Origin of the sequence: Rhodobacter lacus, from assembly GCF_042683065.1 — a bacterium.
Taxonomy (GTDB): domain Bacteria; phylum Pseudomonadota; class Alphaproteobacteria; order Rhodobacterales; family Rhodobacteraceae; genus Rhodobacter; species Rhodobacter lacus.
Genome location: NZ_JBHUIX010000003.1, coordinates 335,173 through 352,061, shown reverse-complemented (window position 1 = coordinate 352,061; position 16,889 = coordinate 335,173). Strand labels below are relative to the sequence as shown.

Genomic DNA, 16,889 nt, shown 5'->3' with positions numbered 1-16,889 from the left:
GCACCCGGGCGCAAACCGCGCCCCGGTCCGGGTCTTCGAAAGGGCACGTCATGCTCCGACATGCAATCCTTGTGCTGACGGCCGGGGGGCTTTGCGCCGCCGCGCCCGCCCATGCGGGGGCGGTGTTCGTGCCGCCCGCGGGCTGCACGCTCGGCATGACGGTGCAGATGCATTCCTGCCAGGTGGCGAATTATTACACCTGCGCAGGCGACCCGCCGGGCGATCAGTGGATCTCCTTTGCCGATGGTGAGGGCGAATATTTCCTCAGCCATGTCGATGCGGAAACGCGTTGGGTGGAAAGCGTGAGCCTTTACTCAGGCGAGATCGAAACGCTCGACACTGCGGGCTCGGCGGACCATGCCTCGTTTTCAACTCTGCTGGCCGAGGGCCGTGATGATTACGACTTTGTCACGCAATCCAATACCGGCGCGGCGCAGCACTTTGTTGGCCATGACGAGCTGACCGGCCAGACCACCGCGATCGACGGCGTGCCGCTTGAATATTGCGCCTTCGACATGCGCATCGAAGATGCGGCGGGCAACCAGACCGCCACCCGCAAGGGCACACAGCTGATCAGCCGCAAGATGCGGCTCTTCTTCGGCGCGACCGAAAACTACGAGAATGCCTATGGCGACAGCGCCACCAGCCTCGATACGCCGGTGAGCTTTGCCTTCCCGGGCGAAGAGGGCTTTGCCGCCACGCGCCCCGAATATGATTGCGACATGATGCTGACCGATCTGTCGCCCCTCGTTGACCATCCCTCGAAGGAGGCCGTGAAATGATGAATTACGATGAAGCCTGGGTTGCCGCCGAGGAAGCCAAGCGCAAGTGGATGGACGCACATTCGCTTTACAAGACCGAGGACGAGCATGCCTCTTGCGGGGTGGGCCTTGTGGTCTCGCTCGACGGCAAGCCGAGCCGCAAGGTCGTGGCCTCGGGCATTGATGCGCTGAAGGCGATCTGGCACCGCGGCGCGGTTGATGCCGATGGCAAGACGGGCGACGGCGCAGGCATCCATGTGCAGATCCCGGCGCCCTACTTTTACGACCAGATCCGCCGCACGGGCCACGAGCCCGACCGCGAAAAACTCGTGGCGGTGGGCCAGATCTTCCTGCCGCGCACCGATTTTGGCGCGCAGGAGCGCTGCCGCACGATCGTTGAATCCGAAGTGCTGCGGATGGGCCATTACATCTACGGCTGGCGCCACGTGCCGGTGAACACCTCGGTGCTGGGCGAGAAGGCCAATGCCACCCGCCCCGAGATCGAACAGATCCTGATCCGCTGCGAGAAGGACATCGACGCCGAGCAGTTCGAGCGCGAGCTTTACATCATCCGCCGCCGGATCGAGAAGGCCGCCGTCGCCGCGCAGGTGGCCGGGCTCTACATCTGCTCGCTCTCCTGCCGCTCGATCATCTACAAGGGCATGATGCTCGCCGAGCAGGTCGCCGAGTTCTACCCCGACCTGAAGGACGAGCGCTTCGAAAGCGCCTTTGCGATCTACCACCAGCGCTATTCGACCAACACCTTCCCGCAATGGTGGCTCGCCCAGCCGTTCCGCATGCTCGCGCATAACGGCGAGATCAACACGATCAAGGGCAACATCAACTGGATGAAGAGCCACGAGATCCGCATGGCTTCCTCTGCCTTCGGGGATGCCGCCGAGGATATCAAGCCGATCATCCCGGCTGGCGCGTCGGACTCGGGCGCGCTGGATGCGGTGTTCGAACTGATGGTGCGCTCGGGCCGTTCGGCGCCGATGACGAAAACCATGCTCGTGCCCGAGGCCTGGTCGAAAACCACGACCGACATGCCGCAAGCCTGGCAAGACATGTATGCCTATTGCAACGCGGTGATGGAGCCCTGGGATGGCCCCGCCGCGCTCGCCATGACCGATGGCCGCTGGGTCTGCGGCGGGCTCGACCGCAACGGCCTGCGCCCGATGCGCTATGTGGTGACGGGCGATGACATGCTGATCGCGGGCTCGGAAGCCGGGATGGTTCCGGTTGACGAGATGAGCGTGCGCGAAAAAGGCGCGCTCGGGCCGGGGCAGATGATCGCCGTCGACATGCGCGAGGGCAAGCTCTACCGCGACCGCGAGATCAAGGACCGGCTCGCCAACAGCCAACCCTTTGGCGATTGGGTCGGCAAGGTGGTGGACCTGAACGCGCTCCTGCGCGATGTGCCGGAAGTGGCGATGCACAGCGGCGCAGAACTGCGCAAACGCCAGATTGCGGCGGGCTATTCGGTCGAAGAGCTTGAAAACATTCTCGCGCCGATGGCCGAGGACGGCAAGGAAGCCGTGGCCTCGATGGGCGATGACACGCCGCCCGCAGTGCTCTCCAAGCAATACCGCCCGCTGAGCCACTTCTTCCGGCAGAACTTCAGCCAGGTCACCAACCCGCCCATCGACTCCTTGCGCGAAAGCCGGGTGATGAGCCTCAAGACGCGCTTTGGCAACCTCAAGAACGTGCTTGAGGAAAACGCGACCCAGACCGAGATCTGGAGCCTTGAGAGCCCGTTTGTGGCCAATGCCGAATTCGGCGAGATGATGAAGGCCTTCGCCACCACGGTGACGACGATCGACTGCACCTTCCCGCAGGGCGCAGATCAGGAGGCTTTGCGCGAAGGGCTGGAGCGGATCCGCGCCGAGGCCGAAGATGCCGTGCGCTCGGGCGCCTCGCACCTCGTGCTCACCGACGAGCATCAGGGGCCGGGCAAGGTGGCGATGCCGATGATCCTTGCCACCTCGGCGGTGCATTCCTGGCTGACCCGCAAGGGCCTGCGCACCTTCACCTCGGTCAACGTGCGCTCTGCCGAATGCATCGACAGCCACTATTTCGCGGTGCTGATCGGCTCTGGCGCGACCACGGTGAACGCCTATCTCGCGCAAGACAGCATTGCCGACCGGATCGAGCGCGGCCTCCTTTCGGGCTCGCTTGAAGACAACCTGCGCCGCTACCGCGATGCGATCGACGCCGGCCTTCTCAAGATCATGTCGAAGATGGGGATTTCGATCATCTCCTCCTATCGCGGCGGTCTGAACTTTGAAGCCGTGGGCCTTTCGCGCGCCATGGTCGCGGAATATTTCCCCGGCATGCAAAGCCGCATCTCCGGCATGGGGTTGCACGGCATCCAGCGCAAGCTTGAGGAAGTGCATGTGAAGGGCTGGCTTGGCGGGCAAGACGTGCTGCCGATCGGCGGCTTCTACAAATCGCGCAAGACCGGCGAGAAACACGCCTGGGAAGCGCAGACCATGCATATGCTGCAATCGGCCTGCGACCGCTCGAGCTATGATCTGTGGAAGCAGTATTCGGCGATGATGCGGGCGAACCCGCCGATCCACATCCGCGATCTGCTCGACATCAAACCGCTCGGCAAACCGGTGCCGATCGAAGAGGTGGAGAGCATCACCGCGATCCGCAAGCGCTTTGTCACGCCCGGCATGAGCCTTGGCGCGCTCTCTCCCGAGGCGCACAAGCTTCTGAACGTGGCGATGAACCGGATCGGCGCGAAATCGGACAGTGGCGAAGGCGGCGAGGACCCGGCGCATTTCGTGCCCGAGCCGAACGGCGACAACCCCTCCGCCAAGATCAAGCAGGTGGCCTCGGGGCGCTTTGGCGTGACCGCGGAATATCTCAACGCCTGTGAAGAGCTGGAAATCAAGGTCGCGCAGGGCGCCAAGCCCGGCGAGGGCGGCCAGCTTCCGGGCATGAAAGTGACCGAGCTGATCGCGCGGCTGCGCCACTCGACCAAGGGCGTGACGCTGATCAGCCCGCCGCCGCACCACGATATTTACTCGATCGAAGACCTCGCGCAGCTGATCTACGACCTCAAGCAGATCAACCCGCGTGCCAAGGTGACGGTGAAGCTCGTGGCCTCTTCGGGTGTGGGCACGATTGCGGCGGGCGTGGCGAAGGCCAAGGCCGACATCATCCTGATCTCGGGCCATAACGGCGGCACCGGCGCCTCTCCGGCGACCTCGGTGAAATATGCCGGGCTGCCGTGGGAGATGGGCCTGACCGAAGCGCATCAGGTGCTGGCGATGAACAACCTGCGCGAGCGGGTGACGCTGCGCACCGATGGCGGCCTGCGCACCGGGCGTGACATCGTGATGGCGGCGATGATGGGCGCCGAGGAATATGGCATCGGCACCGCGGCGCTGATTGCCATGGGCTGCATCATGGTGCGCCAATGCCAGTCCAACACCTGCCCGGTGGGCGTGTGCACGCAAGACCCGAAACTGCGTGCCAAATTCACCGGCTCGGCGGAGAAGGTGGTGAACCTGATCACCTTCTACGCGCAGGAAGTGCGCGAGTTGCTCGCCTCCATCGGCGCGCGGTCGATGGATGAGATCATCGGCCGGGCCGACCTGCTCACGCAGGTCAGCCGGGGTTCGGCGCACCTTGACGACCTTGACCTGAACCCGCTTCTGATCACCGTCGATGGCTGGGACAAGATCGTCTATGACCGCTCGAAACCGCGCAACTACGTGCCCGACACGCTCGATGCCGAGATCATCAAGGACGGCCACCGCTTCTTTGAAGATGGCGAGAAGATGCAGCTCAGCTACGCGGTGCGCAACACGCTGCGCACTATCGGCACGCGTGCTTCCTCGCATATCGTCAAGAACTTCGGGATGCGCAACGCGCTGCAGCCCGATCACCTGACGGTGCGGCTCACCGGCTCCTGCGGCCAGTCGCTCGGGGCCTTTGCGGCGCCGGGGCTGAAGCTCGAAGTGTCGGGCGATGCGAACGACTATGTTGGCAAGGGGCTCTCGGGCGGCACGATCGTGGTGCGCCCGCCGATGGCAAGCCCGCTCACCGCGGCAGAGAACACGATCATCGGCAACACCGTGCTTTACGGGGCAACCGATGGCTATCTGTTCGCGGCGGGCCGCGCGGGCGAGCGCTTCGCGGTGCGCAACTCCGGCGCCAAGGTGGTGGTCGAAGGCTGTGGCTCGAACGGCTGTGAATACATGACCGGCGGTGTGGCGGTGATCCTTGGCCGGATCGGCGCAAACTTCGGCGCGGGCATGACCGGGGGCATGGCCTATCTTTATGACCCGGAGGGGCTGGCCGAGGATTACATGAACCTTGAAAGCCTCGTCACCTGTGCGCTTGGCCACGCCCATTGGGAAGCCCAGCTCAAGGGCATGATCGAGCGTCATGCGAAAGAGACGGGCTCGGCCAAGGCCAATGCGATTCTTGCCAATTGGGAAGCGGAGCGGAAGAACTTCCTGCAGGTCTGCCCGAAGGAGATGCTGATGCATCTGCCCTTCCCGCTCTCTGACGAGGCCAAGGCTGTGCCTGCGGAATAAGCCCGCACCCGAACGGATGACCAAGAGGGCGGCGCCGCAAGGGGCCGCCCTTTTCGTGATGGCTCGGCGCTTGACCAGATCGGGCCCGGCATGGCTTATGGCGGCATGGGGCGAAGCAGGAACACATCAAAGGCAAAAGGCCAGAGCACGCGGCAGCGTATCGGGCTCAGGCCCACGCTCAGGCGGCTCGCGGGGTGGGCGGCACGGTTTGCCCTTGGCCTTGCGGCGGCGCTTCTGGCGCTGATCGTCGTTTATGATTTCATCAACCCGCCCACCACCTATACGATGTGGAGCGAGGCGCACAGGCTCGGCGGCGTTGATCAGGAATGGACCGATGCCGAGGATATTGCCCCCGTCATGCTGCGCGCGGCCGTGGCGGCAGAGGATGCCAATTTCTGCAACCACTGGGGCTTTGACATGGCGGCGATCCGTCAGGCGATCGACAAGGGCGCCAATCGCGGCGCTTCGACGATCTCGCAGCAGGTGGTGAAAAACGTGTTCCTGTGGCAGGGGCGCAGCTGGCCGCGCAAGGCGCTCGAAGCCATGCTCACCCCCCCCGTGGAGGCGATCTGGTCGAAGCGGCGCATTCTCGAGATCTATCTCAACGTCGCAGAATTCGGCGAGGGTGTGTTTGGCGTCAATGCCGCCGCCTTCCACTACTTCCGCACCACGCCGGACAAGCTCTCGGCGCGTCAGGCCTCCTTGCTCGCGGCGGTGCTGCCCGACCCGAAGGGGCGCTCTGCGGCAAAACCCTCGCGCTTCGTGTCGCGCCGCGCCAATGCCATTGCAGATGGCGCCGAAACGATCCGCCACGATGGCCGGGCGCGCTGTTTCAGCGAGTGATCACATCAACCCGATGAGCACCGAGACCCAGAGCGCCAGCGTGCTGATCCGGGTCTGCCGGTAGAGCCCGAGCCGCGCAAAAGCGATGAGCCGGCCCGGCAAACGCCGCCCGCGCAGGGCCGCAAAAGCCTCAAAAAGCGCGCGATTCTCTGCCGTGAACCGGTGCCGTGAGCCGCTGAGCGCGGCGATGTTGATCGTCGTCCAGTCGCGCATCGTGCCGCGCAAAAGCATGCCGAGGCGGCGCAGCTGCGCCCGGCGCGAATCGTTTGCCCCAATCTCGTTGGCGGCGTGCTGCCGGTAGAGCAGCGTCGGCGCATCATCATGCACAAGCCGGGCTCCGCAGCCCGAAAGGATCTGGTAGGTCCACCAGTCATGCACCACCACCTGCGCCGCCTCCAGGCTCGCCGCCATGGCCAGAGCGGCGCCCTCGGCCTCCAGAAGGATGGTGTTCCCCGCCGCCACATTTTGCACCAGCGCATTGCGAAACCCCAAGGGGCGCGGGCGCGGCACCGAAAGGCGCGGGTTCTGAAGGTCGTGATCGACAATCAGCGTGCGGCTGCAATAAAGCCCCGGCCCTGCGTTGCCACAGAGCGCCGCAACGCCGCGGGCGAGCCGCTCTGGCAGCCAGACATCATCTTGATCGCAAAACGCAATCCATGCGCCGGGCGGGGCGCTCCGGGCCGCCTCGCGCAAGAGCGCCATGAAGTTTGCCGCCGCGCCCTGCCCTGGCCCGTCGATCAGCCGCACCGCATGCCCCTCTGCGGCAAAGGCGGCAAGGATCGCGCGGGTGGCATCGCGCGACCCGTCATCCCCCACCAGCAAAGACCAGTTCGCATGGGTCTGTGCGGCAAGACTGTCGAGCTGGGCGCGCAGGCACTCTGCCCCCTGATACGTGGCCATCAGGATCACCACATGCGGCGTGTCCGCGCTGTGCGCTCCGGCTTTCGTCACTGCGGCCTCCTGTGCTGGCGTGCCGAAGTCGTAAAACCTGCGTGGCGGGGTTGCAACCTTTGGCACCGCGCGCTGGGGTAAGGGGCTCTCAAAACCCGGTTCCTAGGCTCTGGTCCAAATCATCAGCGTTCAGGACCGATCATGGCCGATACTTCCCCCATCCTCGCCTTGCCGTTCATTTTGCCCTCGCAGGCGCAAAAGCACGTCCCCCATAACGAGGCGGTGCAGCTTCTCGACATTGTGGTGCAGCTCGTTGTGGCCGCGTTTGACGCCATCACCCCGCCCGCGAGCCCGCTTGAGGGCGAGGTGCACGCGCTCGGCACCGCGCCCACCGGCGCCTGGGCGGCGGCGGCGGGCATGCTGGCCGCCTATATCGACGGGGTCTGGCGCTTTATCCTGCCCAGGCCCGGCTGGCGCGCGGCCACGCCCGCAGGCGCGCTGCGGGTGTTTGACGGCAGTGACTGGGTCCGCCCCGGCGTTGATCTGCAAGGGCTCGAGAGCCTCGGCATCCAGACCACCGCCGATGCGATCAACCGGCTCTCTGTGCGTGGGCCCGCCACGCTCTTGAGCCATGCGGGGGCAGGCCATCAACTCAAGATCAACAAGGCGGCGGCTGGCGAGACGGCGAGCCTTCTGTTCCAGTCCAGCTGGGCCGGGCGCGCCGAGATGGGCCTCGTGGGGGAGGATGCTTTTGCGATCAAGGTGAGCGCCGATGGCGCGAGTTTCCATACCGCGCTGCGCTTCGAGCCGACCACGGGCCATGCGACCGGAGAGGCGGTGCAACAGACCGCACATGACATCACGCCGGGGCGGCTGATGCGCGCAGATTTCGGCTATGGGCCGGGCAATATTCTGGGCACGGTCAGTGCCGCTGCAGGCATGCCCACCGGCGCCGTCATCGAGCGCAGCAGCGGCGCGAATGGCGAGATGGTGCGCTTTGCCGACGGCACGATGATCTGCACGCGAACGCTGAGCTTTGCCGCGGTCTCGACCGCAAGCGGCGCGCTCTTCACTTCCGCCGCGCAAAGCTGGACCTTTCCCGCACCATTCGTGGCAGCACCAGTGCTCAGCGGCAGCGGCGAGGGGCTTGCGCGCTGGCTGAGCTTTGGCGCGGCCACCCCCACCACCGTCTCTGTGGCCTTGATGGCGAGCACAAGCGCGGCGAGCGCCGCCAATGCACGGGTGATGGCTATGGGGCGCTGGCTCTGAGCCTCAGCCCCGGTCGCGCAAAAGCCCGAGCAGATACTTGCCGTAATCGTTCTTCTTGAGCGGCTCGGCATGGGCGGCCAGCTCCTCGGCGGTGATCCAGCCCGCCTCATAGGCGATCTCTTCCGGACAGCCGCTCTGCATCCCCTGCCGCTTCGAGAGCGTGCGCACAAAATTGCCCGCATCGAGCAGGCTGCCATGCGTGCCGGTATCAAGCCAGGCATAGCCGCGGCCCATGCGCTCCACCGAGAGCGTGCCATCTTTCAGATAGCTTTCGAGCAGGGAGACGATTTCAAGCTCGCCCCGCGCCGAGGGCCGGACCATGCGCGCGCGGCGCGGCGCATCTCCGTCGAGGAAATAGAGCCCCGTCACCGCATAGTTCGAGGGCGGCACCTCGGGCTTTTCGATGATTTCCTCAACACGCCCTTCGGCGTCGAATTTCACCACGCCATAGCGCTCCGGGTCGGCGACGTGATAGCCGAAAACGGTGCCGCCAATCTCTTTTTGGTCGGCTGTCGCGAGCAGTTCCGACAGGCCATGCCCAAAAAAGATATTGTCGCCCAGAACCATTGCCGAGGGCGCACCGGCAAGAAAGTCTTCGGCCAGCAGATAGGCCTGCGCCAAACCATCGGGCGAGGGCTGGGTGATCCATTCGATCCGCAAGCCCCATTGGCTGCCATCGCCGATCAGCCGCTTGAACTGGTCTTGATCCTGCGGCGTGGTGATGATCGCGATCTCGCGAATGCCGGTAAGCATCAGCACCGTGAGCGGATAATAGATCATCGGCTTGTCATAGATCGGCATGAGCTGCTTGGAGACAGCCATGGTGATCGGGTAAAGCCGCGTGCCGGAGCCTCCGGCGAGGATGATGCCTTTGCGCCGGGTCATTTCGCGCTCTCCAGACATTTCAGAATTTCCGAAAGCCCCGCTTTCCAATCCGGGCGGGCAAGGCCGAACACTTCTTGGGTGCGGGAGCAATCGAGCCGGGAATTGGCCGGGCGGCGCGCGGGCGTAGGATAGGCCGAGGCGGGAATATTCTCCACCACGGTCGCCCGCCCCGCCTGCGCAAAAATCTCGCGGGCGAAATCGGCCCAGCTTACATCGGGCGCCCCGGAAAAGTGATAGGTGCCGGTTTTGGAAGAATCCGCGCAAAGCTGGCGCGCGATCTCAAGGCAGGCCTCGGCAATGGCCCGCGCGGGCGTCGGCCCGCCGACCTGATCAGCCACCACGGTGAGCTTCGCGCGTGTGTCCGAAAGCCGAAGCATGGTTTTTACGAAATTCGTGCCATGCGCGGAAACCACCCACGAGGTGCGCAAGATCGCATGGCACCCGCCTGCCGCGCGCACGCCCTCCTCCCCCGCAAGCTTCGAGCGGCCATAGGCGCCCAGCGGCGCCGTTGGCTGCGTCACCGGAAAGGGCGTCTCGCCCGCACCGTCGAACACGTAATCGGTCGAGATATGCACGAAGGGAACGTCCAGCGCCGCGCAGGCCGCAGCCATCGCCGCGGGCGCCGCGCCGTTCACCATCGTCGCCGCGTTTTCCTCCGCCTCGGCCTTGTCCACGGCAGTCCATGCGGCGGCATTGATCACCGCCTCGGGCCGCGCCGCGCGGATCGCGGCCGCGCAGGCCTCGGGGGTCATCAGATCCGCCTCATCGCGGCCCAGATAGCGCGCCCCGGGCGCGAGCGCCTGAAGCTCTGTCGCCACCTGCCCGGTCTTGCCAAACACCAGCATCATGCCTTGCCGAGCCTTTCCCCCACGCCCGCGCGGGTCTGCAAGGCGCGCCACCACGGCTCGTTTTCCAGATACCATTGCACGGTCCGCTCAAGCCCTTCCTCAACCGTCACGCTCGGGCGCCAGCCCAGTTCGGCGCGGATTCGGCCCGGGTCGATGGCATAGCGCGCATCATGGCCGGGGCGATCGGTCACGAAGGTGATCTGATCGGCATAGGAGCCCGATGCTTTCGGCCGCAGCCGGTCCAGAATGGTGCAGAGCGTTTTGACCAGCTCAAGATTGGTGCGCTCGTTCTCGCCGCCGATATTGTAGCTGCGCCCCGGCGCACCCCTCGCAAGCACCAAAAGCAGCGCATCGGCGTGATCCTCGACAAAAAGCCAGTCACGGATATTCGAGCCATCGCCATAAATGGGCAGCGGCTTGCCGGCGAGCGCATTGAGGATGATCACCGGAATGAGTTTTTCGGGGAAGTGGAACGGCCCGTAATTGTTCGAGCAATTGGTCAGCACCACCGGCAGGCCATAGGTTTCGTGCCAGGCGCGGACAAGGTGGTCTGACGCGGCCTTGGAGGCCGAATAGGGCGAGCGCGGGTCATAGGGCGTGTCTTCGGTAAATTTTTGGCGCGGGTCGGGCGGGAGCGAGCCGAACACCTCATCGGTCGAGATGTGATGGAAGCGGAAGCTTGCCGGGCGGCCTTCCGCCTCCCAGTAGCTGCGCGCCGCCTGCAGCATGTTGTAGGTGCCGGTCACATTGGTCTCGATGAACACGCCCGGCCCGTCGATCGAGCGATCCACATGGCTCTCGGCGGCGAGATGCATCACCGCATCGGGCCGATGGGCGGCGAACACGCGCGCGAGCGCCGCCGGGTCGCGGATATCGGCCTTCTCAAAGGCGTAAAGCGGGCTGGCGGCGACCGAGGCAACATTTTCGAGGCAGGCGGCATAGGTCAGCGCATCGACATTGACCACATTATGCCCGCGCGCCACCGCAAGGCGCACCACCGCCGAGCCAATGAAGCCAGCGCCGCCGGTCACCAGTATCTTCATGCTCACACCTCGGCGCGGAAGGGCGTGACAAAATCCGCGAAGGCGGGGGCCTTCTCGTCCTTCTCGGAAAGCACCGGGGTAACTCCGGCAAGCGGCCAGTCGATGCCGCAGCTATCCCAGCGCACACCGCCATCGCATTCGGGCGCGTAGTGATCTGTGCATTTGTAGATGATCTCGCTGTCGGGCTCGAGCGTCATGAAGCCATGCAAGAAGCCTGCCGGGATCCAGAGCTGACGGCCATTCTCGAAGCTGAGCTCCTCGCCAACCCACTGGCCATAGCTGGGCGCGCCGCGCCGGGCATCCACCGCCACATCAAAGATCCGGCCACGGCCACAGCGGACCAGTTTGCCCTGTGCATGCGGCGGGCTCTGAAAATGCAGCCCGCGCACCGTTCCCACCGCGCGCGAGAGGGAATGGTTGTCCTGAACAAACTCGGGAAGGCTCACTCCCGCCGCTTCCAGCGTGCGGCGGTTCCAGCTTTCAGAGAAAAACCCGCGATGATCGCCGAAACGCTTCGGTGTCAGGATCAGAACGCCCGGCAGGCGCGTGGCTTCGACCTTCATACTAACTTCCTGCGGCAATGAGTTGCGCAAGCTATAGCGGGCCAAAAACGCAAGTGCCACCCCAAAGGGCGGCGGCAGATGTGCTGGAAGTATCGGGAGATATCATGGTCGGAGCGAGAGGATTCGAACCTCCGACCCCCTGCTCCCGAAGCAGGTGCGCTACCAGGCTGCGCTACGCTCCGACCGTGAGGGGCGAGTTACCGAACCGCGCCGGCATTTGCAAGGGGGATTCGTGCGCTTTCCTGCCGCGACGTTTCGGCGCCCCGGTCAGCGCCCTCCCCGGGCGCCGATATTGAGCGCGCGCTGCAGGATCGAGGGGCGCGGCGTGGTCGCGGTTTCGCTGCGCCCGCGGCTGGCCAGAACCGGTTTGAAGCGCGAGGTCTCCCCCGTGCTTTCGCGCCAGACGATGTAGAGCCCCGAGCCGATCACGACACTGGCCCCCAGCAGCGTCACCGCATCGACCCGTTCATGAAAGAACACCCAGCCATAAAACACCGCCCAGAGGATCTGCGAATATTGCATCGGCGCCACGATCACCGCCTCGCCGGACCGATAGGCGAGAATCGAGAGAAAAGCTCCGCTCAGCCCGAGCAGCGCCACCACCCCCATCAGCGCAAGACCGGGCAACTCAAGCGGCACCCAAATGAGCGGCAGCGCCAGCCCCATCGCGAGCACATTGCCCAGAAGCGGTGACAGGAGCAGCACGAGCGAGCGCTCTTCATGGCCGATCTTGCGCACGATCACCGAGGCAAGCCCGCCGCAAATCGCCGCCATCAGCGCCGCCAGATGGCCAAGCTCCAGCTCCGCCTGCCCGGGCCGCACCACGATCAGCACCCCCGCAAGCCCGGTGATCACCGCGGCCCAGCGGTGCCAGCCCACCTTTTCGCCCAAGATCGGGATCGACATCACCGTCACCATCAGCGGCATCGCAAACAGGAGCGGATAGACCTGCGCCAGCGGCAGATGCGAAAACGCATAAAAGGCGGCGACACCGTTGATCATGGTCGCCACCGCACGCAAGATCACCCAACCCGGGCGCACCGGGCGCAGGCTGACCTCGCTGCGATCTCGCAACAAGATCACGGTCAGCACCGGAAAGCTCAGCAGCGCGGCAAAAAACAGGATCTGCACCGCCGAATAGCCGGTGCCGAGCACCTTCACCACAACGTCATGCGCGGCATAAACCGCCATCGCGGCAAGCCCCAGAAGGGCGCCTTTCGCGTTCTGTTTTCCGACCATCGCAGCCTCCTGCATCGCATGCATATGCGGCGCGCGGGCGGCGCGGCAAGCGGCAAAGCAAAGGCGCGGGAAGCTTTCGCCCCCCGCGCCTTTCAGAATTTTGCCAGATCAGAGGCTCGCGTCGAGCGCGGCGATGATCTTCGCACCCATCTCGGCGGTCGAGACCGGCGTGCCGCCATCGGGGCCCATCAGGTCGGCCGTGCGCACACCATCGGCCAGCACTTTCTCGACGGCCTTTTCAAGCCGGCTCGCCTCGTCGCCCTGATCGAAGCTGTAGCGCAGCGCCATGGCAAAGCTCAGGATGCAGGCGATCGGGTTGGCCTTGCCCTGCCCGGCGATGTCGGGGGCCGAGCCGTGCACGGGCTCATACATCGCCTTCGGGCGACCATTCGCCATCGGCGCGCCGAGCGAGGCCGAGGGCAGCATGCCGAGCGAGCCGGTCAGCATTGCGGCGCAATCGGAGAGGATGTCGCCAAACAGGTTGTCGGTCAGGATCACATCGAATTGCTTGGGCCAGCGCACGAGCTGCATCGCGCCGTTGTCGGCGAACATGTGGCTCAGCTCGACCTCGGGGTATTCGTTGTCATGCACCCATTGCACTTCCTCGCGCCACAGGATGCCCGATTCCATCACATTGGCCTTCTCCATCGAGCAGACCTTGTTGCCCCGCCGCTTCGCCAGCTCAAAGGCCGAGCGCGCCACGCGGCGGATTTCTTCGGTGGTGTAGTGCTGGGTGTTGATGCCCACGCGCGAGCCATTTTCCAGCGTGGTGATGCCGCGCGGCTGGCCGAAATAGACCCCCGAGGTCAGCTCGCGCACGATCATGATATCGAGCCCGGCCACCACGTCCTTTTTCAGCGAGGAGAAATCGGCGAGCGCATCAAAGCATTGCGCGGGGCGCAGGTTGGCGAAAAGGTCCATCTCCTTGCGCAGGCGCAGAAGGCCGCGTTCGGGCTTCACCGAAAAATCGAGCACGTCGTATTTCGGCCCGCCCACGGCGCCAAGCATCACGGCATCGACTTGCTGCGCCTTCGCCATGGTTTCATCCGCCAGCGGCACGCCATGCACGTCATAGGCGGCGCCGCCCACAAGGTCTTCACTCACGTCGAAGACGAGATCGCGCTTCTCACCATACCAGGTGATGATCTTCTTCACTTCGGCCATGACTTCGGGGCCGATGCCGTCGCCGGCGAGGATGAGAATGGAAGGATTGGCCATGGTCTTCTCCAGAGGAAAAAGGGTTGCAAGCGGCCTAGCCGAGGGGGGAGGCCGGGTCAAGCGCGGCCCTCAGGGGAGCGCGATATCAACGAATACAAGCCGGTGATCAGAGCCCAGCGCGGCGGGCTCGGCCCAGATCACACCGCTCCCCGTCACCCGCAGCCCGGCGGCGGGGAGGATGACATCGAGCCGGAGCGGGCCGGGTCCGCCCGCAAAATTCGCCGTGGCCAGCGGGGCGGCAGCGGGCGCGCCGGGGCCGGTGGGCGCGGGGTCTTGCAGGCGCGGATCGGTGAGAAGTTCTGCGATGGCCGCATGCTGGCCCTCGCCGCGTTCGGGATCAAGATTCGCCTTGCCGATCAGCACGAAGGGGGCGGTGGGTGGCGCGGGCAAAGCGCTCTCCAGGTAGCGCCGCCAGAAGCCGATCTCATCGGCATTGCGGCGGCCATTGCGGTCTTCGGGCCCGTCAAACACCGGGGGGGTGGCGGCAAAGGCCCACAGATGCAGCGGCCCCGAGGCGGTTGTGATTTCCACATCCCAATGCGCGCTCGTCGACAGCCGCTGCACATGCTCGGCCCCCGCGGGCAAGCGTGCCCCCGCAATCTGCGCGCCGGGCAGATCGCGCCAGAGAAAGGCGGAGAAATCGCGCGTCGCGCCGATGGGAACTTTCGAGAGCAAGGCCAGGCCATGCTGGCCGGTAAAGCGGCCATAGCCCTGCGCATCGCGCGCCTCGCCGCGCCGCCCGTTGCCGTCGATATCAAAACCGGTGTCGATGCCGGTATTGGGCTGCGGCGCAAAGAAATAGCCGTAATCGAGCCCGCGCGCGCGCAGCCGGGCCTGCAGGGCGCGCAGAGCTTCTGCGCGAAAATCCCAGTCCAGATCTGTGAGCAGGAGAATGTCGGGATGCGCCATGGCAATCACGCCCAGCACCGCCTCGACCTGACGATCCTTGCCACCCTCGATCGCGGCAAGGGCGAGCCCCGGCCCGGGGCGCGAGAGCGCGGGGGAATAAGTGGCAAGCCGCAGATCCTCCGCGCAGGCGGGCGCTGCCAGCGCGAAGATCAGACCGGCTGCAGCGCGCCACCCTCTGCTTTGGCGGCGGCGCGGCGTTTTTGCGCGATCATATCCGCCACGCGGCCCATCGCAATGCCGCGCATGAAGAGGCTCGTGGGAAGAAAGGCCCATGCCGTCACCGTCCAGATCAGCGTCTGCGGCGCCTCAAGCGAGACCGGCGCAAACCCGGCCGACACTGCCTTGATCACCGCCGGAACAAGGAACGGCAAAAGCACGCCCATCGCAATGTTGAACCAGGCATCCCGGCGCAACCGCTCGACCACATCGCCGCCTGCGGTCGGGTCAAACATTGGCAGATTGACCCAGACATTGAAGCTTTGCCCGCCCATCGGCCAGCCCAGCGCGCGGATCATCACCACAAAACAGGCCAGCGTCACCAGCGCGGTCATGAAGGCAAGCCCGCCCGCCGTGCGGATCAGCGTGACCTCGGCGGCGGGGGCATCGGCGGGCAGCATCAGCACCAGAAGCCGCACCGGGCTGTAGGGAATGTCGATCACCCGCGCCATCGCCGCGCCCAGCACATCGACGAACTGGGCGAAGGTCGAGGGTTCGAACCGCGCCAGCACCACCACCGAAAGCAGCGCGACCATCACGAACAGCGATCCATAGCGGATCCGGTTGAAGGGCGGCGCATCGCGAAACTCGACCAGACCGGGATAGACCGAGGCATATTCAAAAAAGGTCAGCGCGGCGGCGAACAGGGCAACCAACGTGACCACCTGCCCGGTATCGGCGTTGACCGACGGGAGAATCATGGAGGGGAATGCAATGACGATAACGACCAGAATCGCCCTCGCCAGCGCACCGAAATAACGTGCGACCACGGCTTTGCCCTTTGCCTCTGCCAGGGTCGATACACTGCCGCCCCCGTGCCTTGCGTTCTCGCCGATTGCGGCGTTCTGCCTTTTTTCTGCCATGATTCTGCCCAATTTCGTCTGGTCTGGCAATCATTCGTATAGGGTTTACTTATCTTTAAGGCCATTTGTGGGTTTGAGTGGTGCCTGATTGCATCAAATTTGGTGCAAAAATAAGGCCGCCCAGTGGGCGGCCCTTCATCTTGTGGTTGCGCGCCCGAAGACCGCTATATCCGTCAGACCCAGGGGCGGCTCTGCGCAGATTTTGTTTCAAAGTCGTTAATGGCGCTAACCTTTTCCAGCGTCAGGCCGATGTCGTCGAGCCCGTTCAGCAGGCAGTGCTTCTTGAACGGATCGACCTCGAACTTGATCACATGACCATCGGAGGTGGTGATCTCCTGCGCGTCCAGGTCAACCGTCATCCGCGCATTCGCACCCTTCTCGGCATCGGCCATCAGAAGGTCAACCTCGGCCTGCGGCAGCACGATCGGCAGCATCCCGTTCTTGAACGAGTTGTTGAAGAAGATGTCGGCAAACGAGGTCGAGACAATCACCTTGATGCCGAAATCGGCGAGCGCCCAGGGCGCATGCTCGCGCGAGGAGCCACAGCCGAAGTTGTCGCCCGCGACGAGGATCTCGGCCTTGCGATACTGCGGCTTGTTGAGCACGAAATCCGGGTTCTCGTTGCCCTGCCGGTCATAGCGCATTTCGTCAAACGCATGGACGCCAAGGCCCGTGCGCTTGATCGTTTTCAAAAACCCTTTCGGGATGATCATGTCGGTGTCGATGTTGACGAGCGGCATGGGCGCGGCGATGCCGGTGACCTTGGTGAACTTTTCCATCTGTCT

The 16,889-nt window shown here is 64.7% G+C and carries 14 protein-coding genes and 1 tRNA gene; 4 read left to right on the top strand and 11 right to left on the bottom strand.

The window, feature by feature from the left end; translation table 11 throughout:
* Nucleotides 1–50 precede the first annotated feature (50 nt).
* The 3 genes from ACFSM0_RS03315 (at nucleotide 51) to mtgA (ending at nucleotide 6,160) form a co-directional block, all read left to right on the top strand.
* Nucleotides 51–782 carry a hypothetical protein gene (locus ACFSM0_RS03315; RefSeq protein ID WP_377387090.1) on the top strand — a complete coding sequence of 244 codons (732 nt, stop codon included), beginning with the start codon at nucleotides 51–53 and terminating at the stop codon, nucleotides 780–782.
* Nucleotides 779–5,317 (top strand): glutamate synthase large subunit, encoded by a 4,539-nt coding sequence (gene gltB / locus ACFSM0_RS03310; RefSeq protein ID WP_377387088.1) that lies wholly within the window; start codon nucleotides 779–781, stop codon nucleotides 5,315–5,317. The genes ACFSM0_RS03315 and gltB overlap by 4 nt, the downstream gene beginning before the upstream one ends.
* Before the next feature lie 105 nt (nucleotides 5,318–5,422).
* Nucleotides 5,423–6,160 carry a monofunctional biosynthetic peptidoglycan transglycosylase gene (gene mtgA, locus ACFSM0_RS03305; protein ID WP_377387085.1) on the top strand — a complete coding sequence of 246 codons (738 nt, stop codon included), beginning with the start codon at nucleotides 5,423–5,425 and terminating at the stop codon, nucleotides 6,158–6,160.
* Here the strand turns inward: mtgA and ACFSM0_RS03300 are convergent, their stop codons facing one another.
* Nucleotides 6,161–7,111, bottom strand: coding sequence for a glycosyltransferase (locus ACFSM0_RS03300; protein WP_377387082.1), 951 nt, complete (start codon nucleotides 7,109–7,111; stop codon nucleotides 6,161–6,163).
* Nucleotides 7,112–7,252: 141 nt separating this feature from the next.
* Here ACFSM0_RS03300 and ACFSM0_RS03295 point away from each other — a divergent pair, with 141 nt between their 5' ends.
* Nucleotides 7,253–8,320: a DUF2793 domain-containing protein gene (locus tag ACFSM0_RS03295; protein WP_377387079.1), complete on the top strand. Its 1,068-nt coding sequence runs from the start codon at nucleotides 7,253–7,255 to the stop codon at nucleotides 8,318–8,320.
* A 3-nt stretch (nucleotides 8,321–8,323) separates the two neighbouring features.
* Here ACFSM0_RS03295 and rfbA read toward each other — a convergent pair whose 3' ends face one another.
* From rfbA to leuD, 10 genes are all read right to left on the bottom strand, one after another.
* Nucleotides 8,324–9,205 (bottom strand): glucose-1-phosphate thymidylyltransferase RfbA, encoded by an 882-nt coding sequence (gene rfbA, locus ACFSM0_RS03290; RefSeq protein WP_377387076.1) that lies wholly within the window; start codon nucleotides 9,203–9,205, stop codon nucleotides 8,324–8,326.
* The gene (rfbD, locus tag ACFSM0_RS03285) at nucleotides 9,202–10,053 is read right to left on the bottom strand and encodes a dTDP-4-dehydrorhamnose reductase (protein WP_377387073.1); all 852 of its coding nucleotides are present in this window, start codon (nucleotides 10,051–10,053) and stop codon (nucleotides 9,202–9,204) included. Before rfbD ends, rfbA begins: the two co-directional genes overlap by 4 nt.
* Nucleotides 10,050–11,096: a dTDP-glucose 4,6-dehydratase gene (gene rfbB / locus ACFSM0_RS03280; protein WP_377387070.1), complete on the bottom strand. Its 1,047-nt coding sequence runs from the start codon at nucleotides 11,094–11,096 to the stop codon at nucleotides 10,050–10,052. Before rfbB ends, rfbD begins: the two co-directional genes overlap by 4 nt.
* Before the next feature lie 2 nt (nucleotides 11,097–11,098).
* Nucleotides 11,099–11,659, bottom strand: coding sequence for a dTDP-4-dehydrorhamnose 3,5-epimerase (rfbC, locus tag ACFSM0_RS03275; RefSeq protein WP_377387067.1), 561 nt, complete (start codon nucleotides 11,657–11,659; stop codon nucleotides 11,099–11,101).
* Nucleotides 11,660–11,764: 105 nt separating this feature from the next.
* Nucleotides 11,765–11,841, bottom strand: a tRNA-Pro gene (locus ACFSM0_RS03270).
* A gap of 85 nt (nucleotides 11,842–11,926) precedes the next feature.
* The gene (locus tag ACFSM0_RS03265) at nucleotides 11,927–12,898 is read right to left on the bottom strand and encodes a DMT family transporter (protein WP_377387064.1); all 972 of its coding nucleotides are present in this window, start codon (nucleotides 12,896–12,898) and stop codon (nucleotides 11,927–11,929) included.
* Between the two features lie 108 nt (nucleotides 12,899–13,006).
* Nucleotides 13,007–14,116: a 3-isopropylmalate dehydrogenase gene (gene leuB / locus ACFSM0_RS03260; protein ID WP_377387061.1), complete on the bottom strand. Its 1,110-nt coding sequence runs from the start codon at nucleotides 14,114–14,116 to the stop codon at nucleotides 13,007–13,009.
* Nucleotides 14,117–14,185: 69 nt separating this feature from the next.
* On the bottom strand, nucleotides 14,186–15,139 hold the full coding sequence (locus tag ACFSM0_RS03255) for an endonuclease/exonuclease/phosphatase family protein (RefSeq protein WP_377387184.1): 954 nt from the start codon (nucleotides 15,137–15,139) through the stop codon (nucleotides 14,186–14,188).
* A gap of 35 nt (nucleotides 15,140–15,174) precedes the next feature.
* Nucleotides 15,175–15,942: a hypothetical protein gene (locus ACFSM0_RS03250; protein ID WP_377387059.1), complete on the bottom strand. Its 768-nt coding sequence runs from the start codon at nucleotides 15,940–15,942 to the stop codon at nucleotides 15,175–15,177.
* A gap of 335 nt (nucleotides 15,943–16,277) precedes the next feature.
* The gene (gene leuD / locus ACFSM0_RS03245) at nucleotides 16,278–16,883 is read right to left on the bottom strand and encodes a 3-isopropylmalate dehydratase small subunit (protein WP_377387056.1); all 606 of its coding nucleotides are present in this window, start codon (nucleotides 16,881–16,883) and stop codon (nucleotides 16,278–16,280) included.
* Nucleotides 16,884–16,889: the final 6 nt, after the last annotated feature.

Excerpts from the sequence above, each read along its gene's own strand:
- ACFSM0_RS03315 (WP_377387090.1), top strand. The coding sequence starts at position 51 with ATGCTCCGACATGCAATCCTTGTGCTGACGGCCGGGGGGCTTTGCGCC.
- gltB (WP_377387088.1), top strand. The coding sequence starts at position 779 with ATGATGAATTACGATGAAGCCTGGGTTGCCGCCGAGGAAGCCAAGCGC.
- mtgA (WP_377387085.1), top strand. The coding sequence starts at position 5,423 with ATGGGGCGAAGCAGGAACACATCAAAGGCAAAAGGCCAGAGCACGCGG.
- ACFSM0_RS03295 (WP_377387079.1), top strand. The coding sequence starts at position 7,253 with ATGGCCGATACTTCCCCCATCCTCGCCTTGCCGTTCATTTTGCCCTCG.
- rfbA (WP_377387076.1), bottom strand. The coding sequence starts at position 9,205 with ATGACCCGGCGCAAAGGCATCATCCTCGCCGGAGGCTCCGGCACGCGG.
- rfbD (WP_377387073.1), bottom strand. The coding sequence starts at position 10,053 with ATGATGCTGGTGTTTGGCAAGACCGGGCAGGTGGCGACAGAGCTTCAG.
- rfbB (WP_377387070.1), bottom strand. The coding sequence starts at position 11,096 with ATGAAGATACTGGTGACCGGCGGCGCTGGCTTCATTGGCTCGGCGGTG.
- rfbC (WP_377387067.1), bottom strand. The coding sequence starts at position 11,659 with ATGAAGGTCGAAGCCACGCGCCTGCCGGGCGTTCTGATCCTGACACCG.
- ACFSM0_RS03265 (WP_377387064.1), bottom strand. The coding sequence starts at position 12,898 with ATGGTCGGAAAACAGAACGCGAAAGGCGCCCTTCTGGGGCTTGCCGCG.
- leuB (WP_377387061.1), bottom strand. The coding sequence starts at position 14,116 with ATGGCCAATCCTTCCATTCTCATCCTCGCCGGCGACGGCATCGGCCCC.
- ACFSM0_RS03250 (WP_377387059.1), bottom strand. The coding sequence starts at position 15,942 with ATGATTCTCCCGTCGGTCAACGCCGATACCGGGCAGGTGGTCACGTTG.
- leuD (WP_377387056.1), bottom strand. The coding sequence starts at position 16,883 with ATGGAAAAGTTCACCAAGGTCACCGGCATCGCCGCGCCCATGCCGCTC.